At 74.4% G+C, this 26778-nt stretch carries 22 protein-coding genes; 10 read left to right on the top strand and 12 right to left on the bottom strand.

All coding sequences use genetic code 11. The features are described from left to right. Window positions 1-132 precede the first annotated feature (132 nt). Complete coding sequence (locus J2S44_RS29545; RefSeq protein WP_310420572.1) at window positions 133-789, bottom strand: HAD family hydrolase; 657 nt, start codon at window positions 787-789, stop codon at window positions 133-135. 53 nt (window positions 790-842) lie between these two features. Here J2S44_RS29545 and J2S44_RS29540 point away from each other — a divergent pair, with 53 nt between their 5' ends. Then, window positions 843-1595: an ROK family protein gene (locus tag J2S44_RS29540; RefSeq protein WP_310420570.1), complete on the top strand. Its 753-nt coding sequence runs from the start codon at window positions 843-845 to the stop codon at window positions 1593-1595. A gap of 44 nt (window positions 1596-1639) precedes the next feature. Next, window positions 1640-2302: an MOSC domain-containing protein gene (locus J2S44_RS29535; protein WP_310420568.1), complete on the top strand. Its 663-nt coding sequence runs from the start codon at window positions 1640-1642 to the stop codon at window positions 2300-2302. Here J2S44_RS29535 and J2S44_RS29530 read toward each other — a convergent pair whose 3' ends face one another. Further along, window positions 2303-3418, bottom strand: a complete 1116-nt coding sequence (locus tag J2S44_RS29530; protein WP_310420566.1) for a response regulator — start codon at window positions 3416-3418, stop codon at window positions 2303-2305. It lies immediately after the preceding gene. Window positions 3419-3566: 148 nt separating this feature from the next. On the opposite strand from J2S44_RS29530, the gene J2S44_RS29525 reads away from it, so the two are divergent. Beyond that, a complete protein-coding gene (locus tag J2S44_RS29525) occupies window positions 3567-5255 on the top strand; it encodes a PAS domain-containing sensor histidine kinase (protein WP_310420564.1) in 1689 nt (562 codons plus the stop codon). Beyond that, on the top strand, window positions 5252-6475 hold the full coding sequence (locus tag J2S44_RS29520; RefSeq protein WP_310420562.1) for an EAL domain-containing response regulator: 1224 nt from the start codon (window positions 5252-5254) through the stop codon (window positions 6473-6475). Before J2S44_RS29525 ends, J2S44_RS29520 begins: the two co-directional genes overlap by 4 nt. A gap of 281 nt (window positions 6476-6756) precedes the next feature. Here the strand turns inward: J2S44_RS29520 and J2S44_RS29515 are convergent, their stop codons facing one another. Together J2S44_RS29515 and J2S44_RS29510 are read right to left on the bottom strand one after the other, a co-directional pair. Further along, the gene (locus tag J2S44_RS29515) at window positions 6757-8106 is read right to left on the bottom strand and encodes a glycoside hydrolase family 6 protein (RefSeq protein ID WP_374727918.1); all 1350 of its coding nucleotides are present in this window, start codon (window positions 8104-8106) and stop codon (window positions 6757-6759) included. Window positions 8107-8427: 321 nt separating this feature from the next. Further along, complete coding sequence (locus tag J2S44_RS29510; protein WP_310420560.1) at window positions 8428-8997, bottom strand: TetR/AcrR family transcriptional regulator; 570 nt, start codon at window positions 8995-8997, stop codon at window positions 8428-8430. A gap of 65 nt (window positions 8998-9062) precedes the next feature. Here J2S44_RS29510 and J2S44_RS29505 point away from each other — a divergent pair, with 65 nt between their 5' ends. Beyond that, window positions 9063-9560 (top strand): FBP domain-containing protein, encoded by a 498-nt coding sequence (locus J2S44_RS29505; protein WP_310420558.1) that lies wholly within the window; start codon window positions 9063-9065, stop codon window positions 9558-9560. Window positions 9561-9791: 231 nt separating this feature from the next. On the opposite strand, the gene J2S44_RS29500 is transcribed toward J2S44_RS29505, so the two are convergent. Further along, window positions 9792-11282 (bottom strand): M1 family metallopeptidase, encoded by a 1491-nt coding sequence (locus tag J2S44_RS29500; protein WP_310420556.1) that lies wholly within the window; start codon window positions 11280-11282, stop codon window positions 9792-9794. An 86-nt stretch (window positions 11283-11368) separates the two neighbouring features. Continuing rightward, window positions 11369-12265, bottom strand: a complete 897-nt coding sequence (locus J2S44_RS29495) for a universal stress protein (RefSeq protein ID WP_310420554.1) — start codon at window positions 12263-12265, stop codon at window positions 11369-11371. Between the two features lie 152 nt (window positions 12266-12417). On the opposite strand from J2S44_RS29495, the gene J2S44_RS29490 reads away from it, so the two are divergent. Then, complete coding sequence (locus J2S44_RS29490; protein ID WP_310420552.1) at window positions 12418-12834, top strand: OsmC family protein; 417 nt, start codon at window positions 12418-12420, stop codon at window positions 12832-12834. A gap of 63 nt (window positions 12835-12897) precedes the next feature. On the opposite strand, the gene J2S44_RS29485 is transcribed toward J2S44_RS29490, so the two are convergent. From J2S44_RS29485 to J2S44_RS29460, 6 genes are all read right to left on the bottom strand, one after another. Then, entirely contained in the window at window positions 12898-13725 is an 828-nt protein-coding gene (locus J2S44_RS29485; RefSeq protein ID WP_310420549.1) for a polysaccharide deacetylase family protein, read from the bottom strand. A 355-nt stretch (window positions 13726-14080) separates the two neighbouring features. After that, window positions 14081-15421 carry an alpha/beta hydrolase family protein gene (locus tag J2S44_RS29480; RefSeq protein ID WP_310420547.1) on the bottom strand — a complete coding sequence of 447 codons (1341 nt, stop codon included), beginning with the start codon at window positions 15419-15421 and terminating at the stop codon, window positions 14081-14083. A 113-nt stretch (window positions 15422-15534) separates the two neighbouring features. Further along, the gene (locus tag J2S44_RS29475; protein WP_310420544.1) at window positions 15535-16155 is read right to left on the bottom strand and encodes a hypothetical protein; all 621 of its coding nucleotides are present in this window, start codon (window positions 16153-16155) and stop codon (window positions 15535-15537) included. Window positions 16156-16157: 2 nt separating this feature from the next. Next, window positions 16158-17774: an FAD-dependent monooxygenase gene (locus J2S44_RS29470; RefSeq protein WP_310420542.1), complete on the bottom strand. Its 1617-nt coding sequence runs from the start codon at window positions 17772-17774 to the stop codon at window positions 16158-16160. Between the two features lie 111 nt (window positions 17775-17885). Further along, complete coding sequence (locus J2S44_RS29465) at window positions 17886-20606, bottom strand: ATP-binding protein (protein WP_310420540.1); 2721 nt, start codon at window positions 20604-20606, stop codon at window positions 17886-17888. Window positions 20607-20759: 153 nt separating this feature from the next. Continuing rightward, window positions 20760-22592 carry an anthranilate synthase family protein gene (locus tag J2S44_RS29460; RefSeq protein WP_445343977.1) on the bottom strand — a complete coding sequence of 611 codons (1833 nt, stop codon included), beginning with the start codon at window positions 22590-22592 and terminating at the stop codon, window positions 20760-20762. Window positions 22593-22875: 283 nt separating this feature from the next. Between J2S44_RS29460 and J2S44_RS29455 the strand changes: the two genes are divergently transcribed. Genes J2S44_RS29455 through J2S44_RS29440 form a run of 4 tightly spaced genes read left to right on the top strand, consistent with a single transcriptional unit; the run spans window position 22876 to window position 26772 of the window. Then, entirely contained in the window at window positions 22876-23661 is a 786-nt protein-coding gene (locus J2S44_RS29455; RefSeq protein WP_510183885.1) for a 2-amino-3,7-dideoxy-D-threo-hept-6-ulosonate synthase, read from the top strand. An 18-nt stretch (window positions 23662-23679) separates the two neighbouring features. Further along, window positions 23680-24750, top strand: coding sequence for a 3-dehydroquinate synthase II (locus tag J2S44_RS29450; RefSeq protein WP_310420533.1), 1071 nt, complete (start codon window positions 23680-23682; stop codon window positions 24748-24750). Next, the gene (locus J2S44_RS29445; protein ID WP_310420531.1) at window positions 24747-25505 is read left to right on the top strand and encodes an amidohydrolase family protein; all 759 of its coding nucleotides are present in this window, start codon (window positions 24747-24749) and stop codon (window positions 25503-25505) included. Before J2S44_RS29450 ends, J2S44_RS29445 begins: the two co-directional genes overlap by 4 nt. Then, window positions 25498-26772, top strand: a complete 1275-nt coding sequence (locus J2S44_RS29440; protein ID WP_310420529.1) for a phenylacetate--CoA ligase family protein — start codon at window positions 25498-25500, stop codon at window positions 26770-26772. Before J2S44_RS29445 ends, J2S44_RS29440 begins: the two co-directional genes overlap by 8 nt. Window positions 26773-26778 lie beyond the last annotated feature (6 nt).

Genomic DNA, 26778 nt, shown 5'->3' with positions numbered 1-26778 from the left:
GATTCCGGGCGCCGGCCCTCGCCAGGGCCGGCGCCCGACGACGTCGCGGCGTCCGCCTCAGCCGCCCACCTGACGTGCGGAAAGGGCCGACCGGCGCCCGCGAGCCCTCGGCACCCGGCCACGCCGGAATGTCTAGTCGCGCAGCGACGCGATCAGCTCGGGGGTCAGCTCCGACAGTGACGTCAGCAGGCTGTCCGCCAGCATCAGCGCGTCGCCGGCCGGCGGGTAGGCCGGCTGCGGGATCGCCACCACCGCGAGCCCGGCCGCGGACGCGGACCGCAGCCCGTTCGACGAGTCCTCCACGGCCGCGCACGCGGCCGGCGCCAGGCCGAGCCGGGACGCCGCGGTCAGGTACGCGTCCGGCGCCGGCTTGCCGCGCGGCACCTCCTCGGTCGACACCGTGGCCTCGAACAGGTCGGTGATCTCCGCCGCCGCCAGCACGTGGTCGATCAGCACGCGCGCGGACGAGCTGGCCACCGCGAGCCGGTACGCCGCGCCGATCCGGCGCACCGCCTCGACCGCGCCCGGGATCAGCGGCAGCGCGGTCTCGTACCGGGCCGCCATCCGCCGCAGCACCTCGGCCGCGACCTCCTCCGGGGTGCCGCCGACGCCCAGGTCCTCGGCCAGATAACGGGACCACTCACCGGTGCTCATGCCCATCAGCCGCGACTGCGCGTCCGGCAGCCAGGTGCCGCCGGACTCCGCGACCAGCCCGCGCCGCACCTCCTCCCACACCGGCTCGGTGTCGATCAGCACGCCGTCGAGGTCGAAAACCACCGCTTGGATCATCGATACAGACTGCCAGAGCGCGAAGCCGGAGAGGGCTTGGCACACTAGTCGGCGTGCATACGACCCTGGCGATCGACTGCGGCGGCGGTGGCATCAAGGCCTCCGTGCTGGACGAGTCCGGCACGATGCGGGCCCAGCCGCTGCGCGTCCCCACCCCGTACCCGCTGCATCCCGATCTTTTCGTGAAGACCCTGGTCGAGCTGTCGCACCAGCTTCCGCCCGCGGACCGGGTGACCGTGGGGATGCCGGGCATGATCCGGCACGGTGTGGTGGTCGCCACCCCGCACTACGTCACGAAGGCCGGGCCGCGCACGCGCATCGATCCCGAGCTGGCCAAGGCCTGGGCGAACTTCGACGCCCGGTCCGCGCTCGGCGCCGCGTTCGACCGGCCGACGCTGGTGCTCAACGACGCGGAGGTGCACGGCGCGGGCGTGGTCGCGGGCACCGGGCTGGAGCTGGTGATCACGCTGGGCACCGGGCTCGGCTGCGCGCTCTTCGACGGCGGCCGGCTCGCCCCGCACCTGGAGTTCTCGCAGGCGCCGGTGCGCTGGGGGATGTCCTACGACACGTACATCGGCGAGCACGAGCGGCGCCGGCTGGGCGACTCGTTCTGGTCGCGGCGGGTGGCCCGGGTGGTCGAGGGCCTGCGCCCGGTGTTCCTCTGGGACCGGCTCTACATCGGCGGCGGCAACTCCCGGCGGATCATCCCGGAGCAGCTGCTGCGGATGGGCGACGACGTGGTGATCGTGCCGAACACGGCCGGCATCGTCGGCGGCGTCCGTGCCTGGTCGCTCCGGGTCCACTGAAAACAAGATCATCCGAGGGTACGGAGAGCGTGTACTCTTCCCGCGTGGTTGCTCACGTGCTCTCCGTCAACCTGGCCGTTCCGCGGCGGGTGCCCGGCACGGTCCGCAAGACCGGCATCGACAAGCGCCCGGTGGACGGCCCGGTGCCGGTCCGCGCGCCCGGCGATCGCGCGACCGGCCTGGGCAGCGGCTTCCAGGGCGACGAGATCTTCGACAACCGGCACCACGGCGGCGACGACCAGGCCGTGTATGTCTACGCCCGGGAGGACCTGGACGCCTGGGCCGCCGAGCTGGGCCGTGAGCTGCCCGGCGGCGTCTTCGGCGAGAACCTCACCACGACCGGCCTGGACGTGACGGGCGCGCTGATCGGCGAGCGCTGGCGGGTCGGCGCCGACCTGGTGCTGGAGGTCTCGGTCCCGCGCGAGCCGTGCAACACGTTCGCCCGCTGGATGGACGTGCCCGGGTGGCTCAGGACGTTCACCAGGCGCGCGGTGCCCGGCACCTACCTGCGGGTGATCTCGCCGGGTGAGGTGCGGGCCGGCGACGAGATCGTGGTCGAGCACCGCCCGGAGCACGAGGTCACGGTCGGGCTCGCGTTCCGCGCGATGACGCTGGAGCGTGAGCTGCTGCCGCGGCTGCTGGACGCGCCGGCGCTGCCCGCGAAGATCCTCGCCAAGGCGCGGAAGTACGCGACCACCGCGCCCTGATCAGGCGAGGACGTTGATCGGCTCGACGACGCCGACGCCCTCGGCGAAGTGGCGGAGGCGGATCGCGTGCGACTCGGTCAGCACCTCACCGGCCCGGACCAGCGTCATCCCGGTCTTCGTGACCACGTCCTGGTTCATCAGCATGCCGACCACCAGCTCCCTGCCCTTGACCTGGCGGGGACGGCGGACGTCGTTCGACCGGTAGGCGCGGGCGGCCGCGTCCAGCACGGCGGCGGGATACCGCGGGTTCCGGGCCAGCTCGACCACCGCGGTACCGGGTGCGAGCCCGGACTCGACCGCGACCACGAACGCGGTGACCGTCTCGTAGATCTGCTGCGCGGCGCCGCCGGGCTCCTCGCTCGCGCGCGGCGTGGGCGCCTGCGCCTCAGCGAGCGTGACCGGCTGGGACGCCACCCAGTCGGCGACCCGCTCCAGCCGCGGGATCCGGCCGATCAGCTCGCGGGTCAGCCGCGGATGCCCGCGGTACATGGCCAGCGCCTCGGCGTCGGCGTCCGTGCTGTCGGTCGCCCTCGCGATCACCTCGGGCGGGACCGCCATCAGGCCGACCTGGCCGAGCATCGCGGCGAGCCGCAGCTCCCAGGTGTCCGCCGGCCGCAGCGCGGTCACGCACGCGTCGATCAGCGTGCGCACGGTCTCGGTGCGCGCGGCCGCGACCGGGTGCGCGGCCGCCATCAGCTCGGTCAGAACCGTGACCGCGCCGTCCAGCGTGCGTTCCAGCAGCTCACGCTCGCTCATCACGAGGCGGTGCTGGGCGAGCGCGGCGTCCAGCGCGCGGGCCAGGCCGGCCGGCTCGCACGGTTTGGTGAGGAAGCGGAACAGGTTGCCGTCGTTGACCGCGGCGATCGTGTCGGCCAGGTCGGCCTGGCCGCTGAGGACGATCTGCACGGTGTCCGGCGAGCGCTCGCGGACCTCGGCCAGGAATTCGGCGCCGTTCATGCCCGGCATGCGCATGTCCGAGACGACCACGGCGTACGGGTGGGCGGCGCCGCGCACCTTGTCCAGCCCGGCCGCACCGGAGTTGGCGGTGTCCAGCTCGTAGTGGCCGTGCAGACTGCGCCGGAACGCGTCCAGGATGCGCTGCTCGTCGTCGACCATGAGAATTCGCTGACTCAGCACACCCGTACCCCCTAAGCCGTTATTTGACTATAAATGGGGCTAAACATGGTGAGCGGGAAACCGCTCAGGTCGGGCCGGTGCGCGCCGATCGGACCGTCGGCCCCACCGCCGGCCCGGAGAAGGCACCATGTCCGACTCACCGCCTCCGTACGACGAGCTGCTGCGCACCGTCGACCAGCAGCGCGCCATGATCCGATCGCTCACCCGCGACATGCGTACCGCCAAGGATCTGGTCGCCCGGAACATGGACGACGCCGTCGTGATCACGGACGAGGCCGGCGTGATCGAGTGGGTCAACCCGGCGTTCTCCGCGATGACCGGCTGGTCCGAGGCGGAGGCGGTCGGCCGCACCCGGCAGAGCATGCTCGCCGGCGTCCAGCCGCTCGGTGACCTCGGCGACCATCTCAGCGACGACCACCAGGGCATGGTCCCGGACTTCCTGGCCACCACCAGGGACGGCCGCGAGTACTGGCTGAAGATCGAACTGCACCGCGTGCACGAGGACGACGGCCGGGTCCGGATCGTCTGCGTGGAGCACGACGTCACGTCCCGCCGCGAGGCCGACGAGACGCTGCTGACCGCGATCGAACGCTCCGAGGCCCTGGCCACGGAGCTGTCCACGGAGAAGGCGCTGCTGGACGGCGTGCTGTCGTCGATCCCGCAGCTGACCTACTGGAAGGACTTCGCCGGCTGCTACCGCGGGCACAACGCGGCGTTCCTGGCCATGCGCGGGCTCGACGCCGGCGCGGACGTGCTCGGCCGGACCGAGGCGGAGCTGCCGGTCACCGACGAGCTGTCCCGCGTGCTGCCGGAGGTCGAGGCGCAGGTGCTGGCGACCGGCCGGCCGGTGCTGGACCAGCGGGTGACGATGGGCCCGTCCCGGAGCCTGCTGCTCAGCGTGCTCCCCCGCCGGGGCACGGCCGGGGTGATCGAGGGTCTGATCGGCGTGGGCGCGGACGTCACCCGGGTCAGCGAGCTGGAACGGCAGCTCAACGCCGCGAACCGGCTGGAGGCGATCGGCCAGCTCGCGGCCGGCATCGCCCACGAGATCAACACCCCGATCCAGTTCGTCTCGGACAACACCCGGTTCGTGGCGGAGTCGTTCGACAGCCTTCTCCGGCTGGTCACGCTGGTCGGCGAGGCGTGCGCGGCGGACGGCCGGGACCCGGCGGAGGCGATGGCCGGGTTGCGCGCGGCGCTGGACACCATCGACCTGGACTTCCTGGTCGAGGAGATCCCGGGCGCGGTCACCGAGTCGCTGGAGGGGCTGGACCGGGTCGCGCAGATCGTCCGCGCCATGAAGGACTTCTCGCACCCGGGCCAGGGCCGGCGGGACACCGACATCAACCGGGCGGTGGAGAGCACCGCGCAGGTGGCCCGGAACGAGTGGAAGTACCAGGCGCAGCTGCACCTCGATCTCGGACCGGATGTGGGCCAGGTGCCGTGCTACGAGGGCGAGCTGAAACAGGTCGTGCTCAACCTGATCGTCAACGCGGCGCACGCGATCGAATCCCGGCGCCAGCCGGAGCCGGACGCGCCGCTCGGCACGATCACGATCACCACCAGGCGGTACGCGGACACCGTGGAGATCGTGGTGACCGACGACGGCAGCGGCATGACCGACGCGGTCCGGGAGCGCATCTTCGACCCGTTCTTCACCACGAAGGGCGTCGGCAAGGGCACCGGCCAGGGGTTGAGCATGGCGTACAGCAGCATCGTGCAGAAGCACGGCGGCGCGATCCGGGTCGAGTCCGCGCCGGGCGAGGGCGCCAGGTTCACGGTGTGCCTGCCGGTCAGCGTGGAGGTCCCGGCGTGAGGCCCCGCCTGCTGCTGGTGGACGACGACGCGCGGATCCTCTCCGGACTGCGCCGCCAGCTGCACAGCCGGTACGCGGTCACGGTCGCCGAGGGCGGCGCGGCCGGGCTGGCCGCGATCGCGGAGCAGGGCCCGTTCGCCGTGGTGGTCAGCGACATGCGCATGCCCGGCATGGACGGCGCCACGTTCCTGGCCCGGGTGCGGCTGGCCGCGCCGCTCACCACGCGCGTGCTGCTCACCGGCCAGACCGAGCCCGCGGCCGCGATCCGGGCGATCAACGACGGCCAGGTCTTCCGGTTCCTGAACAAGCCGTGCCCGCCGGAGACGCTGGACCGGTGTCTCCAGGAAGCGGTCGTCCGGTACGAGGCCGCGCGCGACGAGGAGTCCGCGCTCGCCGCCGTGCTGGCCGACCGGCGGGTGCTCGACCACGTGCTCGACCCCACGGTCCCGGCCGGCGACGCGCTCGCGGCCGAGCTGCTCGACGCGCTCCGCAACGGCGAGTTCCACCTGCGCTACCAGCCGATCGTCGACCTGGCCGACGAGCACACGGTCGGCGTGGAGGCGCTGATGCGCTGGACGCCCGCGCACGCCGGCCTGGTCACGGCCGCCCGGTTCATCCCGGCCGCGGAGGCCACCGGGCTGATCCGGCCGCTCGGCCGCTGGGTGATGTCCGCCGCCTGCCAGGAGGTCGCGTCCTGGCCCGCGATGTCCGCGACCGAGTCGCTGCGCGTGCACATCAATCTGTCCGAGGGACAGCTGCGCGACCCGCAACTCGCCGACGACCTGCAGCAGGCGCTGACGCTGAGCGGGTTCGACCCGCACCGGGTGACGCTGGAGATCGACCACGGTCCGGCGCTCTCCGAGCTGCAGCCGCTGGCCTCGCTGCGCACGCTCCGCGACCGCGGCATGGAACTGGCGCTGTGCGGCTTCACGGACGCGGCACTGCTGCGGGACACCGCGGAACGGCTGCCGCTCGCGGTCGCGAAGATCCGCCGGCACCTGACCGCGCTGCTGCCCACGGACGAGCGGCACAGCGGCGTGCTCTTCACCCAGATCGTGGCGACCGCACACGACCTCGGCATCCGCGCGGTCGCGGAGGGCATCGAGACCGACGCCCAGCGGGACGCCGCCCGGGAACGCGGCTGCGACCACGGCCAGGGCTACCGCTACGGCAGCCCGGCCGAGGCCGGCGACCTGCTGACCCTGCTGGTCGGCGCGTGAGACCGCACCGCGCGGGATCCGGCACCGGCGCGTGACCCGGCATCGGCCGGACGCGGTTCGCGGCCGGTGAGCGCGGCGGGTGCACAATGGCGGGTGCGCTCGGTCCGCTGTTTGGGGGTGGGCCGGGCGTCCACCGTCGACTCCCGCCGGCGCCGCACGACCGCGTCCGCGCGACCGGCCCGTCCCGCGGACGCGGGAACCCCGCGCGCACCTCCGGTGTGTCCGGAGGCGCGCCCGGGGTCCCCGGCGCCGGTCGGTTTCAGCCCGATGGTGCGGGCGGATCAGAGCGGCGGGTACGCGTTCGCCAGCAGCTCCTCGAACTGGGCCTGGAACCAGTGGCCGGAGAGCGGTGCGTCGGGCAGCGCGCCGGACATGTTGTTGTTGTTCCGCGGGTTGCCCGCGTAGGTCGGGTCGCACATCCGGTCGAAGCCCTTGCCCTCGTCGTTCGGGATCTCGCGGGACGCGCCGTCCGACTCACCCGGCGGCTTGATCCACGCGTAGGCGTCGATGCCGGACGCGGGCGACGCCTTCGGGCGCTCGCCGAGCCCGGCGCCGGCCTGGTTGCACCAGTTGCCGAGGTGGATGCGCCGGTCCAGGCGCGACTCGTTGACGAACGTGTTCGGGTCCGTCGACGTGCTCGCGCGGGTCGGCCGGTCCGGGCCGCCCCAGCCGTTGCGGGAGGTGTCGATGATCATGCCGAGCCCGGCGTCGAAGCCGATCCCGACCAGGTGCTGACGGTACGCCTGCGCGTACTCCACCTCGGCGACGTAGTTGTTCCAGTCGACCCAGGTGGTGCTCTCCCGCACCGGCTTGCCGCCGACCACGGTGGTCGCCTCGAAGAACGGCTCGTCCAGGATGCCGTAGTTCGCCACGTTCGCGGCGAAGCCGTGCACGTCCGACGGCTCCGCGCCGTTGGCCCGCGCGGCCTGCAGGAACACCTGACCGGACGCGGCGAAGTTGTCGGTCCAGCCGAGCCAGCCGTGGTGGCCGATGTCGATGTAGTTGTAGACGTTCGGCAGCGCGCCGAGCTGCGCCAGCGCGTACCCGACGCCCTGGACGTAGTTGCCGTTGGCCTTCATCACGTCGCACTCGGGCGTCGCGGTCGGCCGCGGGCTGACGTTCGTCACCAGGTTCGGCAGCGAGTCGATCTCGACGACCGTGACGATCCGCAGGTTCGCGTACGCCGGGTCGCCCATGATCTCGACGATCGGGTCGATGTAGTCGCTCTGGTAGGTCGCGATGTCGGTCGGGGCCAGCTCACCGTTGGAGGCGAGCGCGGCACAGTCCCGGCCGGGCAGGTTGTAGATGACCACCTGGATCAGGTTCGCGCCCTGGTCGACCGCGGCGTCGAGGTGATCGCGGAGGCCCATGGTGTTCGAGCCGGCCGAGCCGGACTCGATCGCGGCGATCCGGTCCAGCCAGATCGCGGTCGGCTGGTTCGCGATGGCCTGCCCGCCGCTCGACGCGGCCTTCGCGGACCAGTCCGGGTTGACGTACATCCGGGCACCCGCGTACGGGTTGTCCAGCTTGGCCGCCGCGTTCGCGGTGCTGGTGGCCACCACGACGAGGCTCGCGGCCAGCGTGGCGGTGGCCGCTACGGCCAGGGATCTCTTGCTCAATGACAAACGCATGCACGCACTCCTCGAAAGATTGACGCCAATCGAGCGTGGCGGTCCGCGACTCGCTGCGACGCCGTGCCGCAGACCGCCTGCCGGTCATCCCCGCAGCCCGGTCGGGGCGTTTCCTCCGGAGCAGGCCATTGCCCCACGGAGACCGCTAAAAGCGGATTTAGGACCGTGCGGCGGTGATCGCCCTGACGCGTCCTGGAAACAGGCTATTCACAGACTTCGATGATTTACAAGGGTGTTACGCCCGGGAAATCCGATTGGCGCGATGAAAATCGTTATGAGGGGGCCGGTCTGGATTGCGGCTTCAGCAGCGGGAACGCGTTCTCACCGCACGCCCGGTCGACTGCGGGGCCAGGCGCGCAAAAGCGCGTCCAGCGCGTCCAGCGAGCGCTCCCAGCTCTCCGCGGAGTCCGGCGTGCTGTGCGCGAACCCGCCGGCCGCCTCCAGCGTGACCCAGCCGTTGAACACGCTGCCGAGCAGCCGCACCGCGTGGGTCTGCTCCGGCTCCGGCAGGTCGTAGCCGCGCAGCAGCGCCCGCGTCATGGCGGCCAGCCGCACGCCCGCGCTGCCCGCCGCGTCCGCCGGGTCCAGTCGCGCCTGCGCCGCCGCCCACCGGCCCGGATGCGCCCGCGCGTAGTCCCGGTAGACGTTGGCCAGCGCGATCAGCGCGTCCCGACCGGCGCGTCCGGCCAGCGCGTCCGACGCGCGGCCGGCCAGCTCCTCCAGCGCCAGCAGCGTCACGCGGGCGCGCAGCTGCTGCCCGTTGGCCACGTGCGAGTAGAGGCTCGCGACCGCGACGCCGCACCGCCGGGCCAGCGCGGACGGCGTCACCGCGTCGAACCCCGACTCGTCGGCCAGCTCCGCGCCGGCCCGCGCCAGACGTTCCGTGGTCAATCCCGCACGCGCCATAGGCCATTATTGGTTTGCCTAAAGCTTTTAGGCAACTTAGCGTCGTTCGCATGAAGCCGCTGACCGACCGAGAGATCCGCGCCGCGTTCGTGAACTGTTCCAAGGGCGAGGCGACCCGCGCGTTCGTCCCGCGCGACCTGAGCACCCGCCCCTGGGACGACCTGGACTTCCTCGGCTGGCGCGACCCGAAGTCGCCGGAGCGCGCCTACCTGGCCGTGCCCGGGGACGGCGACACGCTGACCGCGGTCGTGCTCCGTCTCCCGACGCCGTCCACCGCACGCACCGCCCGCCACGGCATCTGCTCGCTGTGCCTGACCACGCACGACGGCGGCGTACCGCTGATGGTCGCGCCGAAGGCCGGCCGGGCGGGCCGCCAGGGCGACTCGGTCGGCACCTACATCTGCCCCGACCTGACCTGCTCGCTCCACGTGCGCGGCCGCCCCGGCGCCGGCCCCGGCACGCCACTGCGCGACTCGCTCAGCGAGGAGGAGAAGATCGCGCGCATGCTGTCGCACGTCGCCGGCTTCCTGGCAAAGGTCATGGAATAACCCATTTTCCCGCTTCCGGCGTGCCCACGTCCCTCGTGCTCCCGCGGGCACCGGTCGGCCGCGGGCGGCCTCCCTGCCGGTGCCGTCGCCGGTCACCACGACCACACCCGCCGCCACGAACGTGCCGCGCGAGCCGGACACCGCCGGGAAACCGCCGCACCGGGCCGGGAGACGGGTCCGCCGCCCGTGCGGCACGTGCGCCCCGGCCGGGGCACGCGTGCCGCACGGCGGTCAGTGGCGGTGGGCCTCCTCGTGGGCCGCGGTGATCCTCGCCCAGGACCGAGGCTCGGCCGGGACCGTACGCGCGGCGACCTCGAGCTCGGGGCGGCCCGGCGTGTAGAGCCAGGTGCGGAAGAGGTCGCCGAGGTCGTCGCCGGAGATCTCCTCGGCGAGCGCGACGAACTCGGCGGTGCTCGCGTCGCGGTAGCGGTGGGTCTGCGCCCAGGCGCGCAGCACGGCGAAGAAGTCCTCGTCGCCCACGGCCTCGCGGAGCGCGTGCAGGGTGAGCGCGCCACGGTCGTAGACCGCCGGGTGGAACAACCGGGCCGCACCGGGATCACCGGGCAGGACCTGCCAGAACGGGTCGTCGGCCGGCCAGGCCACGCCGTGCACGTAGTCGGCGATCTCCGCGGCGGTGCCCTCACCCTCCTTCTCGGACCAGAGCCACTCGGCGTAGGAGGCGAAGCCCTCGTTGAGCCAGATGTCCCGCCAGTCGCGGACCGAGACGCTGTCGCCGAACCACTGGTGGGCCAGTTCGTGCACGACCAGCGAGTTGTTCGACCCGCGGGCGAAGGCCACGCCGTCGTACACCGGGCGGGTCTGCGTCTCCAGCGCGAAGCCGAGCTCCCGCGGACCGGTCACCACGCCACCCCGGGCACCGAACGGGTACGGTCCGAACAGCCCGGCCTGCCAGTCGATGATCTCGCTGGTGCGCTCGATGCTGCCGCGCGCGGCCGCCGCGCTCACCGGGTCCAGGCGCGTGCTGTACGCCGTGATGATCGGCTCGCCGTCCGGCGTCTCGTCGCCGTACGTCTCGAAGTCGCCGATCGCCAGGAACGCCAGGTAGGTGGCCTGCGGCGCGGCGGACCGCCACGACCATCGGTCCCAGCCGCGCAGCTCCGGCTGCGCCCACCGGGTCGGCGAGCCGTTGGAGATCGCCTCCACCCCGGACGGCACCAGCACGGACACGTCGAACGTCGCCTTGTCCGTGGGGTGGTCGTTGCTCGGGTACCACCACCAGGCGATCTCCGGCTGGCCGACCGCGAGCGCGCCGTCCGGCGTGCGGTTCCACGCGGTGTAGCCGGCCGCGACGACCGACGACGGCACGTCGTCGTACGTCACCACGATCGTCGTGGGCCGGCCCGCCGTCAGCGGGCGGGCGGGCGTGACCACCAGTTCGTGGTCGCCCTCCCGGGCGAACGTGGCCGGCCGGTTGTCGACCCGCACCGACGTGGTGCGCAGCGCGAAGTCCAGGTTGAACGCGGACAGGTCCTGGGTGGCGGTGGCCAGGATCGTGGTGGTGCCGGTCAGCCGGTCGGTCTCCGGGTGGTAGCGCAGCCGGATGTCGTAGTGACCGACGTCGTAACCGCCGTTGCCGTAGTCGGGGTAGTAGCTGTCACCGACGCCGGGCGCGCCGGGCGCCGGAGCCGCCTGCGCGCCGCTCTGCACGCCGAGGACGACGGCGAGGACGGCCGCCGCCGTGAGCACGGTTCTGCGTAACACGGTCTCGTCCCTCCCGGGTCCCGCACCTCGGGTCCCCAGAGGGTCAACGTATCGACAAACTTATACGTGGCAATGACGGCGGGGAGTCAGGCTTCCGACGGCTCCGGATCCACGTCCGCGCGCAGCACCGCGACCGGGCAGTGCGCGTGGTGCAGCACGTACTGGCCGGTGGAGCCGAGCAGCAACCCGGCGAAGCCGCCGTGGCCGCGGGAGCCGACCACGACCAGCGCGGCGCTCGCCGCGACGTCCAGCAGGCCGGCGGACGCGCCGCGTTCCACGGACAGCTCGCGGACCGGAACGGACGGGTGCCGGGACCGGCCCTCGGTCAGCGCGTCGTGCAGCACCTGGCCGGCCGCGGTCACGTAGTCGTCGCGGTCCCGCTCGGTCGGGAACGCCATCAGCGCCGGGTCAACCGGCGCCGGCAGGCCCCACGCGTGCACCGCGTGCAGCTCGGCGCCGAGCCGTTCCGCCTCCGCGAACGCGAACAGCACGGCCGCGTGCGACGGCGCGGAACCGTCCACACCGACCACCACCGGGCCGCCGGGCGTGGCGGGCTCGCGGACCACCACGGCCGGGCACCTCGCGTGCGCGGAGACCTGCACGCCGACCGAGCCGAGCAGCAGGCCGGTGAACCCGCCGAGGCCGCGCGAGCCGACCACGACCAGGCCGGCGCCGTCGGATGCCGCGATCAGCACGCCGGACGCGCCGCCGGTCACCGCCTCCGTGGTCACCGAGGCGGCACCGGCCTCGGCCGCGATCCGGGCCGCGCCGGCCAGCACCGCCTCGGCGGCCTTCGCGTACGCGCCCGCGTCACCGGTGACGTCGCCGGCCGGGCCGAACGGCGACGCCGGGTACGGCACCGGCAGCGAGTAGGCGTGGACCAGCCGCAGCGGCGCGCCGTTGGCCCGGGACCGGGCGGCGGCCCAGCGCACGGCCGTCTCCGCCCCCGGTGATCCGTCGACTCCGACGACGATTCCGGACATGATCCGCCTCCTTCGGCCCCGGTCGGGACTCCCCTACCTGCTTGCTTTACACCCGCGGCGGCGGCCGAAACCGGGGAACGGGTTTTTTGCGAGCGGCGGTGAGCAAGGGGTGGTCTGGGCGGCGGCGGGCGGTCCGGGGCAGAATCACCGGTATGCCAACTCGTACCTCATCCGCTGTCTGGAACGGCGACCTCAAGGGCGGTGCCGGCACCGTCGCGCTCGGCTCCGGTGTCTTCGAGGGCCCGTACACGTTCGTCTCCCGCTTCGAGGACGGCACCGGGACCAACCCGGAGGAGCTGATCGCGGCCGCGCACGCCGGCTGCTTCTCCATGTTCCTGGCGAACGTGCTCGCCGGCGCCGGCTTCAAGGCCGACTCGGTGCGCACCTCCGCCGCCGTCACGCTCGGCGACGGCCCGAAGATCACCGGTATCGCGCTGACCGTGGAGGCGTCGGTGCCCGACATCGACGCGGACGCGTTCGCGGGTCACGTCGAGACCGCGAAGGCCGGCTGCCCGGTCTCCGCCGCGCTCGGCGCCGTGCCGCAGACGGTCGACGCCAAGCTCGTCTGAGTCACCCGTGGCTCGTCCGAGCCACCCGTGCGGCCGTCCCGGCGAGGGACGGCCGCGCCCGGCTCACGGCATCGCCACCAGGTCGTACCGCTCCTTCAGGAACGGCAGCAGTTTCTTCAGCGCCTTCAACGTCTCGCGCCGGTCGCCGCCGCCGTCGTGCAGCAGCACGACCGCGCCCGGGTGCGCGTTCTCCTCGACCAGGTCGTAGATCTTCTTGGCGTTCTTGCTCTCCCAGTCGCGCGAGTCGATGCTCCAGTGCAGCGGCACCATGCCGAGGTGCTGCGCGACCGAGACCGTACGGTGGTTGAAGTTCCCGCCCGGGTTACGGAAGTAGCGCACCTTCGCGTTCGGCACGACCGTGTGGATCGCGTCGTTCGTCCGCACCATGTCCTTGACGATCTGCTCCGGCGTGCGGTCGGCCAGCTGGAAGTCGTGGTCCCAGGTGTGGTTGCACAGCGTGTGTCCCTCCGCGACGATCCGGCGCATCTGGGCCGCGTGCGACCGCACCTGGCTGCCGATCACGCAGAACGTGGCCTTGATGCCGTGCTTGTCCAACTGGTCCAGCACCTCGTCGGTGAACTGCGACGGGCCGTCGTCGAACGTGAGGCTCATCGACGGCGTGCCGGTGACCCGCTGCGTGCCGTCCGGCCCGTCGTACGCGCGCTGCCGGGTCGGCGGTTCCGCCCGCATCGGCCCCCGGGGCGCGGACGCCGGTGGCCGGCCCTGCTCCGGCGCGCTCGCGGACCGGGGGTTCGGCCGGTACGGCGATGCTGACGCTCGGTAACTGTCGGACGTCAGTCCCGCCACCACGAGCATGCCGGCGATCAGCGCCGCGGCCAGGACCGTGGCGAGGACCGCGATGCGCCGCGGGTCGGTCGTCCACCTCGTCATCGCGCGCCGCAACCCTTCCCCCACCGGAAAAATCCGGATCCGCCCCGTTGTCGTGCCACCCCGGAAAACATGAAACGGTGGCCCGCACGGGATATCAACCAGACGAACGGCCACATTGCGGTCCGATCGACGACGCACACGCTGCGTAACGAAGTAGCCCCCACAGCCACTAGACGGCTTCGGCCGCGTCCGGGTTGCGCCCGGACGCGGCTATCCGAAAGCCGACAGCGCCCGCGGGGTTCGTCCGGGACCACGACGGATCAGGCAGGGAGGCCGCCCGCGGCCGACCGGTGCCCGCGGGAGCACCGCGAATCGTCCACGCCGGAAGCGGGTGTGTCGGTGTGTGTCGCGGTGATCAGGGGCAGGGCGGGAAGCCGGCGCGGGTCTGGGTGGTGAAGCGGCAGCCGAACTCCGGGGCCGCGACGGCGCGCGGGTTCAGGATGGCGTCGCCGGCGGCGCGGCGGCCGGTGGCGATCCAGCGGGTCAGGTCGTCGAAGCCGGCGCTCAGCTCGGCCTGGGTGAAGTCGCAGTGGCCCGGCGCCCGGATCGCGCGCGAGACGAACAGCGGCGAGTGCGCGCGGCGGGCGTAGATCTGCTCCATCGAGAACGGTACGAAGAGGTCGCCGGTGTTGTGCAGCGAGAGCACCGGGACGCGGGGGCGGCCGTCGACGCGCGGGATGCTGCCGAGCCCGGGATCCGGCGGCACGGTGGGCGAGACCCGAAGGACGTCCCGGTTGAGCCGCCACTCGGCCGGGGTGAGGCGCGGGCCGTCCGTGACCCGGTAGACGGTGTGGCGGTTGCCGGCCACGTTCTCCGCGCGGCCGGACAGTCCGGGGTAGAGCCCGAAGAGGAACGGCAGGTCGGCGAACGGTTCCAGGGACGGCACCGAGTTCCAGAACGCGAGCGACTCCGCGAAGCCGGGGCGGTCCCCGCCGGTGCGCCGCTCGACCACGTCCGACCAGGCGCGGCCGGCCGGGGTGAGCGGCGCCGGCACGCCGAGGTCCGCCGTGATCCGGGCGACCTGGGCACGCCACTCCCGGTCGTAGTCCTCACCCGGCGCGTCCGGGAAGCGGATCGGCACCCCGGCCAGCGCGGCCGCGGTGACGTTCACGTCGAGGAAGTAGTCGTAGAGCGCGGTGTCGCCGAGCACGCCGCAGACCGGCATCGCGCCGGCGAACGCGCGCGGGAACTCCTCGATCGCGACCGCGGTGACGTGGCCGCCCATCGACTCGCCGGTCATCAGCACGGACCGGGCGGGCGCGCCGGTGACCCGGCCGAAGAGCGCGATCAGCGCGTGCGAGTCGCGGACGCCCTGGCCGACCTCGTAGCCGTTGAGCTGATAGCTGGAGGCGGCCCACGCGTAGCCGCGGTCCAGGTAGTGCCGGCGCAGGCTCGGGCTGCTGACGAAGACGACCTGGCCGGTGCCGCGGTAGCCGTGCGCGAAGATCACCAGCCGGCCGTTCCAGCGGCGCGGGACCTCGATGCGGTACGCCGCGCCGTGCTCGATGCCGGTGTGCACGGCCGAGCCCGCGATCGGTGCGAACGGCGTGCCGTCCACGTCGCAGTCCGGGTCGGCGACCAGGTGACCGGGCTGGGTGGTGCTGGCGACGGGCGCGTCACAGACCGGCGACGACACCGGTCCGGACAGGAGCGAGGCGGTGAGCAGTGCGGCGAGGACGGCTGATCCGGCGGCCATGGCGTTACCTCCGGTCACCCATCCAACGGCCGGCATCGACGCCTGTCAAGACGGCCGAACGACCCCGGCGGTCCAGGGCTGAAGCCCCCTTGGGCCCTGGACCGCCGGGACGCTCAGCGGGCGTGCAGCAGTCCGGCCAGCTCACGGGTGACACGCAACGCCATCGCGCGTCCCCCGCCCAGCACCACCAGGTCCTCGACGGCGCAGGCCGGTGGCGCGTGGTCGAGTGCCGCGGCCAGCTCCGGGTGGTCGGCGGCCCACGCCAGCAGCGCCGCCCGCACCTCCCTGCCCGCCTCGTCCGGCCCGGGCGTCTCCGCCACGAGCCGGCGCACCAGCTCCTCCCGGTACTCCCAGAAGGACCACACCTTGGTCTCGTCGATCAACTGCGCGACCGCGTCCACCCGGCGGTACGCCAACGCCAGCTGCATCGAGTCGGCCGAGCCGTCCCGGGCCAGCTCGCGCATCATCGGGTGCCGCGCGTGCTCGCCGGCCACCTCGTAGAACGTGGTGCGGCTGCCCTGCGGCAGGACCGCGTCGACCACGTCCCGCCAGCCCGGCACGCGGCCGGCGCCGTCGGTGATCAGCGTGTCGGCCGCACGGTAGTAGGCGGTCTTGGTCCGCCAGTGGCTGCGCTCCCGGTTCCGGTCCCGGGCCAGGCGCCTGCGCCAGCCGGCGATGACGGTGCTGCTCAGCAGCGTCGGGCAGCTGTCGGTGAACGCGATCGCAGCCGTCACGGTCACTCCGTCCTCTCGGTCGTCAGCGGGGTCGACCGAGTCTCACCGGCGAACGGATCACGGGACATCACGTGTTCACGGGACATGTGACCGGTGACCGTGTCGAGCACGGCGGTCCAGTCCGCGGGCGGCGCGTCGCCGCGCCAGGCGACCAGGTGGTCCGGGCGGACCAGCACGAACCGCCGGTCCCAGGCGGCGCCGGTCGCGATCAGGTGCGTCATCGGCATGCCCCGGCGCCGGGCGCGCTCCGCCAGCGCGCGCCCGGCGCCCCCGGACCCCAGGTCGACCAGCGTCAACTCGGGTCCGAGCCGGTCGAACAGCGGCGCGCCGTCCGCGAGCGGTACGGCGGGTGCCCGGCTGCCCGGCCAGGTGGAGGGCGTGATCCGGTCCCACGGCAGGTCGCCGGGGCCGCCCGGCTCGTGACAGACGACCGGGGAACCGGCCAGCCGGCGGCCGAACACGATCCCGGCGTCGCCGACCTGGTGCGCCTCCTGCGCCACGAACCCGGCCAGCAGCTCGCGGGACGCGCCGGCGGCGGCCAGCCGGCCGAACCGCAGCCGGGTCTGCACGGCCAGGTCGTGCAGCTCCCGGTCGATCAGCGCGGCGTGCCGGCGCTCGGTCTCGTAGCTGGCCGCCAGCCGGGGACCGCCCCAGCCGCGCACGGTGGCGGCGAGCTTCCAGCCGAGGTCCACCGCGTCCGCGACGTCGGTGCCGGCCCGGCGGCCGACCGCGGTGCGCAGCCGGTGCGCGGCGGCACCGGCCAGGTAGGCGCGGCCCCGCACGTACCGGCTGGCCACCGCCGGGGACTCGTCCCACTCGGAGACCGCGAGCACGTCGTAGGTGCCGTCCAGGCCGAGCCGGTCGCGGAGCACCTCGGCCGGGTCGACCGCGGCGGGCGGGCCGTCGTCCAGCGGCACGGTGCCGACCCAGGCGTCACCGTCCCCCTGCCAGGTGAGCGTGGCGGCACCGGCGACGATCTCCGGCGCGGCCTCGGCGTGCGCCGCGAGCACCGCGTCCGAGCTGCGGAAGAGCACGGCGCAGCGGCGGGCGGGCGGGCCGACGGGGTCGAGCCCGATGCCGAGACAGCGGCGGACCGTGCTGCGCGCGCCGTCGCAGCCGGCCAGGTGCGCGGACTCGAGCGCGTGCCGCACGCCGGTGCGCTGCTCCAGCACGGTGGACAGCACCCGGTCGCCCTCGACCCGCAGGTCGGTGAAGGTCCAGGCCTCGCGCAGGTCGACCAGCGGGTTGCGGCGCAGCGTGGCGCGCAGGAACGCGGCCAGCGCGGCGCCGCGCACCCAGAGCCCGGTCTCCAGCGCGGCGGTGCCGTCCACCGCGTCGGCCGGTGGTTCCGGCGACGCGGGCCACATCCCGGCCGGCGGGTGGTCCAGCCCCCTCGTCCAGACCACGCCGCCGGCCGGGCCCTCGATCCGGCAGTCGGCACGGACCCGTGCCGCCAGCCCGAGCCGGCGCAGCAGCTCCATGCTCCGGCCGTCGAGAAAGGTGACGCCGGGGTGGCGGGGCGGTTCGGGTGACCGCTCCACCACCGTGCACGGAACGCTGTGATGCGCCAGCTCGAGCGCGAGAATCGCGCCGACCGGGCCCGCTCCGACGATGAGCACCGGAATCCTGCCTGCTTGCACGGTCACGCGCCCCGCCCCGTTCCCCCTCGTTCGGCGACCTCACCACCGCAGGTCATCCTTCGCCGGGCGGGGACGGGTTACATCACGCGTTCACGTGATGGAGTGCTGGTTCGTGTACCAGGTGGCCAGCGCGGACCGCTTGTTGATGTTCAGCTTCGCGTAGATGTGCCGCATGTGTGAGTCGACGGTGTGCGGGGACAGGAACATCTCGTCCGCGATCTCCCGGTTGCCGCGACCCTGTGCCACCTGCGCCGCGACCCGCAACTCGGTCTCGGTGAGCGTGCCGCCGCCCGCGCGCCGGCCGGCGCGCCGCGGCCGGGGCACCTTCGCCGCGCCGCACGCGGCCCGCAGCTCGGATGCCTCGGCCGCCGCGGTGCGGGCCGCCGCCGCTGCGCCCCGCTGCTTCTCCAGCGCGGCGAGATCATCGAGCGCGGCCGCCAGCGCCAGTCGCCGCGGCCCCTGCCGGAACCGCCGGACGGCCTCGCGCAGCAGGCTGACGTCGTCGCGCAGCAGCCCCTCGGCGTGCGCGGCCGCGCCGGCCAGCGAGTGCAGCCCGGGGTTGCCGGCCGCGAGCGCCCGGGCCGCGCCGACCACGGCCTCGGCCAGGTCGGTGCGGCCGGCGCCGGCGGCGATCCGGACCAGCGTGGCGGCCGCGCCCGGGTCCTGGCCGATCAGCACCGGGCGCTGCGCGATCGTCTCGTAGAGCGGCCGCAGGTGGGAGACGGCCGGTTCGGCGCCGTCCTCCGCGTACGCCAGCAGCGCCTCCGGCCAGAGCACGTCCTCCGGCGCCGCGGTGATGCCGGTGCGGGTGCGCTCGCGCATCTTCTCCGCGTGCGCCCGCGCCGCGCTCAGGTCGCCGCGCAGCAGGCTGAGCCGGATCAGCGTGCCGAGCAGCGGCACGGTCAGCTGCCAGACGGCCTGCTGCTCGGCCAGGTCCACGCCGGCCGCCGCGACGTCGGCCGCCTCCCGCAGGTCACCGCGCCCGGCCTGGAGCCCCGCCTCGTAGTAGTGCCAGAGCGGGCCGGACCAGGCGGTGCCGAGCTCGATCGACTCCTGGCGGCCGGCCCGCAGCACGCGGTGCGCCTCGTCCAGCCGGTCCACCATGGTCAGCGCGCTGCCCAGCCAGATCTGCGGGTGCCGGTGCACGGCCTCGCCGCCGGCGTCCTCGGCCAGCTCCGCCGCGGTGCGCGCGTGCTCCAGCGCGTCGGCGAACCGGCCCTGCGCGGCCGCGACCAGCGACCGGGCGGTCAGGCCGAACACGGCGGCGCCCGGGTCCGCGCCGATGGAGTGCGCCTCCGCGCCGGACAGGTCCGCGTCCGTCAGGTCGCCCGCGTAGAACTGGGCGTGCGCGCGCACCGCGCACAGCCTCGCGCGCACCTCCGCGGCGACGCCGCCGCGCCGCAGTCCCCGGCTGGTGTACTCCACCGACTCGCGGTTGCGGCCCGCGTGCTTGCAGGCCTCGGCCAGCCCGAGACAGAGCCGGGCCGCCGTGGTGGCGTCCAGCCCGGAGCGGAACGCGGCCTCGCCCTGCATGCGCGCCTCGTCGAGCCGGCCCGCGGAGGCGAGCAGCGGCACGGCCTCCGCGGTGAACGCGGCGCGGCGCGGGTCGTGCGCGCCGAACCCGGCGGCCGCGTGCAGGTACAGGTTCGCCGCCGCGCCCGGCGCCAGCGCGGCGATCCCGGCGGCCGCGGAGCGCAGCAGCTCGGACTGCTCCGCGGCCGCGGCCGGGCCGGCCTTCATCAGGTGCTCGGCGACCTCGGCGGGCGGCCCGCCGACCGCGCTGATCACGGCCGCGGCCTTGCGGTGCAGGCCGTCCCGCAGCGGGCCGGGGATGGTGTTGTAGACGACCTCGCGCAGCATGTCGTGCTCGAACGCGTAACCGTCGCCGCGCGGGACCAGCATGCCGTCCGTGACGTCCCGGTCCGCGTAGGCCCACAGCGACTCCTCCGGCTGGGCCAGCAGCGCGGCGGCCTCGCCGAGCCGGAACGGGCGGGCGAACACCGCGCCGGCCCGCAGCAGCAGCCGGGCCTCCGGTGGCATGCCGCCGAGCCGCTGCTCGGCCGCGCCGATGAAGCTGGTCGGCACGTCGCCGCCGACCAGCGTGGCCCGGCCACCGGCGATCGCCAGCTGGCCCTCCGCCCGCATGCCGGCCAGCAGCTGGGTGATCCACAGTGGGTTGCCACCGCATCGGTCGGCCTGCGCCAGCACGGTCGCGTCGACCGGGAAGCCGACCCGCTGCTCGCAGAGCAGCTCCACGTCCGCGTCCGGCAGCGGGCCGACCACGATCTCCGTGGCGCCCAGCATCACCAGGTCGTCCAGCGCGCTCCCGGCCGCGCCACCGGTGCCCGGCCGGCGCACGAAGAGCCACCGGACCGGGGAGAACGCCAACCGGGGTACGAGCGTGCGCACGGCCAGCACGGTGAACTCGTCCATCCAGTGCGCGTCGTCGACGATCACCAGCATCGGCCGGTCCGCGGCGAGCCGCTCGAGCACCCGGCCGAGCCGCTCCGGCGTCGACTGCGCCGGCGACTCCGTGCGCAGCCAGTCCAGCGCCGGCTCGCCGCTCTCCCGCAGCGTGGTCGCGAGCGTCATCAGCGGCGCGTTGCGGTCCACCTCCATCGCGGCCCGGTAGGCCACGGTCAGCCCGGCCTCGCGCGCGACCCGGACGGCGGCCCGTGCCAGGTGCGACTTGCCGATGCCGGGCGGGCCGGACAGCACCACGCAGCCGCCCGCGCCGTCGGCCGTGGCCGTGACCGCGCGGGCCAGTGCGGCCAGCTCCGGCCCGCGGCCGATCGAGTCATCAGTGGTCATCGTGCTCCGTCCCGGACCCCCGGCGCATTCCGGTGCCGATTGTGGGCGATCGCGCACGCGGCCGAGAACACCCTTTCGGGTGGCCCGGCCGAACGACTATCGGGCGATCTCCCGCCGTACGGAAGGGAATGCGCGGCAAACGGTTCCGCCACATTACACAATTGCCGGTGAAAAGCATGCGGTCACCAGCCGGCGCAGGATGGCCGGGCCGTTCTCGGTCAGCAGCGACTCCACATGGAACTGGACCGTGCGCAGCCCGGGTTTGGCCAGCCCGTGCACCACGCCGGTGGCCGGGTCGCGGAGCACGCCGACCCGGTCGCCGGTGAGCGGGCAGTCGAACGCGTCCACGCCGGACAGCGCCGCGAACGTGTTGTAGAAGCCGACCCGCTCCGGCCGGCCGGCGAGGCGTACGACGCGCTGCACGCCCTGCTCCGGCCGGGGCAGCGCGCGGATCGGCAGGCCGAGCGTGGCCGCGACCGCCTGGTGGCCGAGGCAGACCGCGAGCGTGGGCGCGCGCGACGCGACCAGTTCGCCGGCGAGCGCGCGGAGCCGGGCGATCCGCGGGTCGGCCAGGTCGCGCGGGTCGCCGGGCCCGGGGCCGAGCACCACCAGGTCCTCCGGGCCCGGCCGGTACGCGGTCAGCGGCGTCACCCGGACCGCGAGCCCGAGCGCCCGGGCCAGTTCGGCGAGCATCGCGGTGAAGCCGTCCTCGGCGTCGACGATCACGGCGCGCCGGCCGGACAGCTCGCTCGCGGGCGGCACCGGTGCGCCGCGCCAGAACCGTGACAGTCCCGCGTTCCGCCCGCTCAGCAGCCCGGCCGGGACCCGTGGGAGGGGCACCGGTCGCGGCGCGGCGCCGGCCGGGGCGAACGCGGCCAGCAGCGCGGACGCCTTCACCCGCGTCTCCGCCGCCTCCACCTCCGGGTCGCTGTGCCGGACCAGCGTGGCGCCCGCGGAGATCTCGACGCGGCCGCGCGCGTCCACGTCCGCGGTGCGGATCAGCAGCGCGGAGTCGAGCGTGCGGCGGCCGCCCGCGCGCCCGGCCAGCGCGATCGCGCCCGCGTAGTAGCCGCGCCCGTCCCGCTCGTGCGCCGCGATCACCCGGCACGCGCTCGGCACCGGGCTGCCGGTCACGGTCGGCGCGGGCAGCGTCTCGCGCAGCAGGTCCCGGGCGCCGAGCCGGGACGCGCCGGTCACCAGGTACTCGGTGTGCGCCAGACGGGACATAGCGCGCAGGTACGGTCCGGTCAGCCGCGGCCCGGCACAGGCCCGCGCCATGATCTTCAGCTCCTCGTCCGCCACCATCAGCAGCTCCTCCGACTCCTTGCGGTCGGCCAGGAACGCGCGCAGGCCCTCCTCGGTCGGCCCGCCGGGCGGGTAGCGGTAGGTGCCGCTGATCGGGTGCATGGTGGCGTGCCCGTCCGCCAGCCGCACGTGGCACTCCGGGGACGCGCCGATCAGCGTGCGCCCGCCGCCGTGGAACAGGAACGTCCAGTACGCGCCGGTCTCCGCGCGCAGCAGCCGGCCGAGGACGGCGAGCGCGGCGCGGGCCGACCAGTCCGGTGCGACGGCCCGGTAGCGGCGGCGCAGCACCACGTTGGACCCGGCGCCCCGGCCGATCGCGCCGGTCACCACGCGGCGGACCGCGTCGGCGTACGCCCGGTCGGAGACGTCGAACCCGCCGCCGGTCAGCGGCACCGGGTCGGCCGGCAGCGCGTCCAGCGCCTCCGCCGTGGTCAGCGTGCCGGCCGCGTGGACCGGCATCGCGAGCACCGGCGCGCCGTCGTCCACACAGGCCAGCCCGCGCTCGGTGATCTGCCGGTAGGGCAGCACGGCGACCAGGTCCGGTCCGGTGCCGGGCGCGTCCGGTGGCGGCAGCGGCAGGTCCGCGATCAGCACGTGCTCGTGCACGTCGCCGACCAGCACCTCCACCGGGCCGTCGCCGCGGCACAGCACCGCGAACGCGGGCGCGCCGGCGCGCAGCACGGCACGGGCCCGCGCGGCGGTGAGCCGCTCGGGGCCGGTACGCAGTGGTGCGGTCACGATCTCCCCCTCAATTTTGCAATCAAATCTGTCAATGGCTCCGCATTCCGGGGAAACCGTGACACCGCGCCATTCCCGCGGACAACTACCCGACCTGGCAACGGGCTGCTCGGAGAGGTAGTGGGACCGCGGCGCGCCGGCGCCTAGCGTCCTCGGCGAAAGGGCGGACCCGACGGTTTGGAGACGCAATGTGGATTTGCAATTCCCAGATCGGTGCACCATGCCGGTGAATGAGACGTTCGCCCGCCGGATGCGCCGGGAGCGGCTGCACCGGCACGGCGACCGGGGACTGCTGCTGGTGGCGCTGGACCACCCGATCGGCGCGGGCCCGATCGTCCCGGACGGCCGGCTGGACCCGCTGCTGCACGCGGCCGTGCACAACGGCGCGGACGCGGTGGTGCTGCACAAGGGCGCGCTGCGGCACATCCGTACCGGCTGGTTCCGGGGTCTGTCCCTGATCGTGCACCTGAGCGCCAGCACCGGCACCGCACCGGACCCGGACGCGAAGGTGCTGGTCACCGGCGTCGAGGAGGCGCTGCGCCTGGGCGCGGACGGCGTCAGCGTGCACGTCAACGCCGGATCGCTGACCGAGGCCCGGCAGCTCGCCGACCTGGCGTCGGTCGCGGACGCCTGCGACCGGTGGGGACTGCCGCTGGTGGCCATGATCTACCCGCGCGGGCCGGGCATCCGCGACGGGCGCGACCCGGAGCTGGTGGCGCACGCGGTCACGGTGGCGGCCGAGATCGGCGCGGACCTGGTCAAGACCGCACTGCCGGCCGACGCCGCGCAGATCGCCCGGATCACCGCGGCCTGCCCGATCCCGGTGCTGGCCGCGGGCGGCACGACCGACGGCGGCGCGTCCGCGGTCCTGGAGCACCTGGGCACCGCACTGCGGTCCGGTGCCGCGGGCGCCGCCGTCGGCCGGCTGATCTTCGAGGCGCCGGACCCGGGCGCGATGACCCGGTCCGTCGCCGACCTCGTCCACGGCCGGCGCGTCCCGGCGCTGGTCTGAACCCTGCTGAGGAGAGACATGATGACCCAGTGCTGGCTGGACGTCCGGGCGACCGGCGACCTGACCAAGGAGATCTGCGAGGAGGCGCTGCACCAGGGCCTGGACGCGATCGTCTCCGACGACCCGGACGTGCTGGCGACGCTGCCGCCGACCGTGCTGCGCGTGCTTCTCGACGCCGGCGACACCGGCGGGCACGACGCGGACGTGATCATCACGACCGGCGAACCACCGGGGACCGGGCCGACATGGGGACGGTACGTCGAGGTCACCGACCCGGAGAGCCTCGCGCTGGCGTGCGAGAGCGCGGCCCGCGACGCCTACACGCTGCTGCGCTTCGCCGACCCCACCTACATCCCGCTGGAGATCGTGCTGGCCTCCGCGGCCGGTGCCGCGGGCACGATCGTGACCGTCGCGGCCGACCCGCAGGACGCGACCGTGCAGGACGCGGTGCTGGAGCACGGCCCGCACGGCGTGCTGCTGGCCGCGACGCGGGTCGGCGACGCGACCCGGCTGCGCGCCGCGATCCGCACCCCCACGGCCGCGCTGTCCCTGGTGCCGCTGCGGGTCACCGCCGTCACCCACGTCGGGTCCGGCGAACGCGCCTGTGTGGACACCTGCAGCATGCTGCGGCCGGACGAGGGCATCCTGGTCGGGTCGCGGTCCCGCGGACTGGTGCTCTGCGCCGGCGAGACGCACCCGTTGCCGTACATGCCGACCCGGCCGTTCCGGGTGAACGCGGGCGCGATCATGTCGTACACGCTGGTCTCCGGCGAGCGGACCGCGTACCTGAGCGAGCTGCGGGCCGGTGGGCGGGTGCTGGCGGTGAGCGCGGACGGCCGGACCCGGCCGGTCACGGTGGGCCGCGTCAAGATCGAGACCCGGCCGCTGCTCTCCGTCGACGCGGTCGCGCCGGGCGGCGAGCCGGTCAACCTGATCGTGCAGGACGACTGGCACGTGCGGGTGCTCGGCCCCGGCGGCGCGGTGCTCAACTCGACCGCGTTGCGCCCCGGCGACGAGATCCTCGGCTGCCTGCCGGACGCGGACCGGCACGTCGGCTACCCGATCGACGAGACCTGCGTCGAACAATGATCATCGACTTCCACGCGCGCCTGACGCCCGGCCCCGGCGAGCCGGCCGCGCTGCTCGCGGCCATGGACCGGGCCGGCATCGGGACCGCCGCCGTGAGCGCCGGCGGCGTGGTCGGCATCGACCGGCTCGCCCGCCAGCTCAGCCAGGGCGGCCGCTCCGCGGCGAGACCCGACAACGAGGGGGTACGCCGCGCGGCCGCCGCGTCCGGTGGCCGGCTCGTCCCGTTCTACTTCGCGGACCCGCGCCGCGGCCCGGACGAGTACCGCCGCGCCGCCGCCGGCTTCCGCGGCCTGGAGATCTCCCCGGCCGTGCACGGCTTCACGCTCGGCGAGCCGGGCGTGGCCGCGCTGGCCCGGATCGCGGCCGACGTCGGCCACCCGGTCTACGTGGTCTGCCTCGGCCGGCCCGGCGCCCGCGCCGAGGACCTGGCCGCGCTGGCCGCCACCCGGCCGGCCACCACGTTCGTCTTCGGTCACTGCGGCGGCAACGGGCTGGACACGGACGGCCTGCACCGGCTCGCCGCGCTGCCGAACGTGCTGGCCGAGACGTCCGGCGCGTACACCGCGGTGGCCCGGCTCGCGGTCCGCCGGCTCGGCCCGTCCCGGGTGCTGTTCGGCACCGAATATCCGCTGCAGGACCCGCGGGTCGAGGTGACCAAGCTCGGCGCGCTCGGCCTGACCGCGGCGGACCGGCGCGCGGTCGCCGTGGACAACGCGACCCGCCTGCTCAAACTCCCGGAGCTGAGCCATGTCTGACCGCCCGGAGATCGGTGACTGGACGGGCCCGGACGGGCTGGCCGCGGTGCAGGACGCGCGGCTGCCCGAGACACTCGCCGCGGCGGCGCGGTCGCCGTTCTACCGCGCCCGGGGCGGCGTGCCCGCGGACCGGGCCGGGCTGGCCGCGCTGCCGTTCACCACCAAGGCGGACCTGCGCGACGCGTACCCGTTCGGGCTGCTCGCGGTGGACCGGCGGCGGCTGGCGACCTATCACGAGTCGAGCGGCACCACCGGCACGCCGACCTCGTCGTACTACACCGAGCAGGACTGGCAGGACCTGGCGGAACGGTACGCGCGCAAGTGGGTCGGCATCCGGGACACCGACACGTTCCTGGTCCGCACGCCGTACGCGCTGATGATCACGGGGCATCTGGCGCAGGCCGCGGCCCGCATGCGCGGCGCGACCGTGGTGCCGGCCGACAACCGGTCGACCGCGATGCCGTACGCACGGGTGGTCCGGGTGCTGCGCGACCTGCGCGTCACGCTCACCTGGTCGATGCCGACGGACACACTGTTCTGGGCCGCCGCCGCGCACGCGGCCGGGCTGGACCCGGCACGCGACTTCCCGGCGCTGCGCGCGCTGTTCGTCGGCGGCGAGCCGCTCGGCGCGGCCAAGCGGGCCCGGATCGCGCGGCTGTGGAACACCACGGTCGTCGAGGAGTACGGCGCGACCGAGTGCGGCAGCCTGGCCGGCGAGTGCCCGGCCGGCCGCCTGCACCTGTGGGCGGACCGGGCGATCTTCGAGGTCCGCGACCCCGGCACCGGGCGGACCGCCGCGACCGGGCGCGGGCATCTGGTGGTCACGCCGCTCTACCGCGAGGCGATGCCGCTGCTGCGCTACGACACCGAGGATCTGGTCGAGGTGTCCGCGGAGCCGTGCGCGTGCGGCTGGGCGCTGCCGGCCGTGCGCGTGCTGGGCCGCGGCGCGACCGGACACCGGGTCGCGGGCGTGACCGTCACCCCGGGCGACCTGGAGGAGCTGGTCCTCGCGCTGCCCGGCGTGCTCTTCTGGCGGGCCCGCGCGCTGCCCGGCCGGCTGGTCGTGGAACTGGAGGGCGACCGGGCGACCGCGGACGCGCTGACCGGCGCGATCTGGGACCGGTACGGCGTACCCGCGGACGTCACCGCGCTGCCGCCCGGCGGCCTGGTCCCGCCGCACGTGCTCACCGCCGCGCCGGACGTGGTCAAACCGCGCGCGCTCTTCGGCCCGGACGAGGACTGGGCGAAGGCCCTTACCTACTACTGACCACTG

The sequence above is a fragment of the Catenuloplanes niger genome (assembly GCF_031458255.1).
In the GTDB taxonomy this organism is placed as follows: domain Bacteria; phylum Actinomycetota; class Actinomycetes; order Mycobacteriales; family Micromonosporaceae; genus Catenuloplanes; species Catenuloplanes niger.
Note: the sequence above shows the minus strand (reverse complement) of the source record. Positions and strands in the feature narration are given on the sequence as shown.

Excerpts from the sequence above, each read along its gene's own strand:
- J2S44_RS29485 (WP_310420549.1), bottom strand. The coding sequence starts at position 13,725 with ATGACGAGGTGGACGACCGACCCGCGGCGCATCGCGGTCCTCGCCACG.
- J2S44_RS29495 (WP_310420554.1), bottom strand. The coding sequence starts at position 12,265 with ATGTCCGGAATCGTCGTCGGAGTCGACGGATCACCGGGGGCGGAGACG.
- J2S44_RS29490 (WP_310420552.1), top strand. The coding sequence starts at position 12,418 with ATGCCAACTCGTACCTCATCCGCTGTCTGGAACGGCGACCTCAAGGGC.
- J2S44_RS29505 (WP_310420558.1), top strand. The coding sequence starts at position 9,063 with ATGAAGCCGCTGACCGACCGAGAGATCCGCGCCGCGTTCGTGAACTGT.
- J2S44_RS29450 (WP_310420533.1), top strand. The coding sequence starts at position 23,680 with ATGATGACCCAGTGCTGGCTGGACGTCCGGGCGACCGGCGACCTGACC.
- J2S44_RS29480 (WP_310420547.1), bottom strand. The coding sequence starts at position 15,421 with ATGGCCGCCGGATCAGCCGTCCTCGCCGCACTGCTCACCGCCTCGCTC.
- J2S44_RS29530 (WP_310420566.1), bottom strand. The coding sequence starts at position 3,418 with ATGGTCGACGACGAGCAGCGCATCCTGGACGCGTTCCGGCGCAGTCTG.
- J2S44_RS29525 (WP_310420564.1), top strand. The coding sequence starts at position 3,567 with ATGTCCGACTCACCGCCTCCGTACGACGAGCTGCTGCGCACCGTCGAC.
- J2S44_RS29465 (WP_310420540.1), bottom strand. The coding sequence starts at position 20,606 with ATGACCACTGATGACTCGATCGGCCGCGGGCCGGAGCTGGCCGCACTG.
- J2S44_RS29515 (WP_374727918.1), bottom strand. The coding sequence starts at position 8,106 with ATGCGTTTGTCATTGAGCAAGAGATCCCTGGCCGTAGCGGCCACCGCC.
- J2S44_RS29545 (WP_310420572.1), bottom strand. The coding sequence starts at position 789 with ATGATCCAAGCGGTGGTTTTCGACCTCGACGGCGTGCTGATCGACACC.
- J2S44_RS29440 (WP_310420529.1), top strand. The coding sequence starts at position 25,498 with ATGTCTGACCGCCCGGAGATCGGTGACTGGACGGGCCCGGACGGGCTG.
- J2S44_RS29445 (WP_310420531.1), top strand. The coding sequence starts at position 24,747 with ATGATCATCGACTTCCACGCGCGCCTGACGCCCGGCCCCGGCGAGCCG.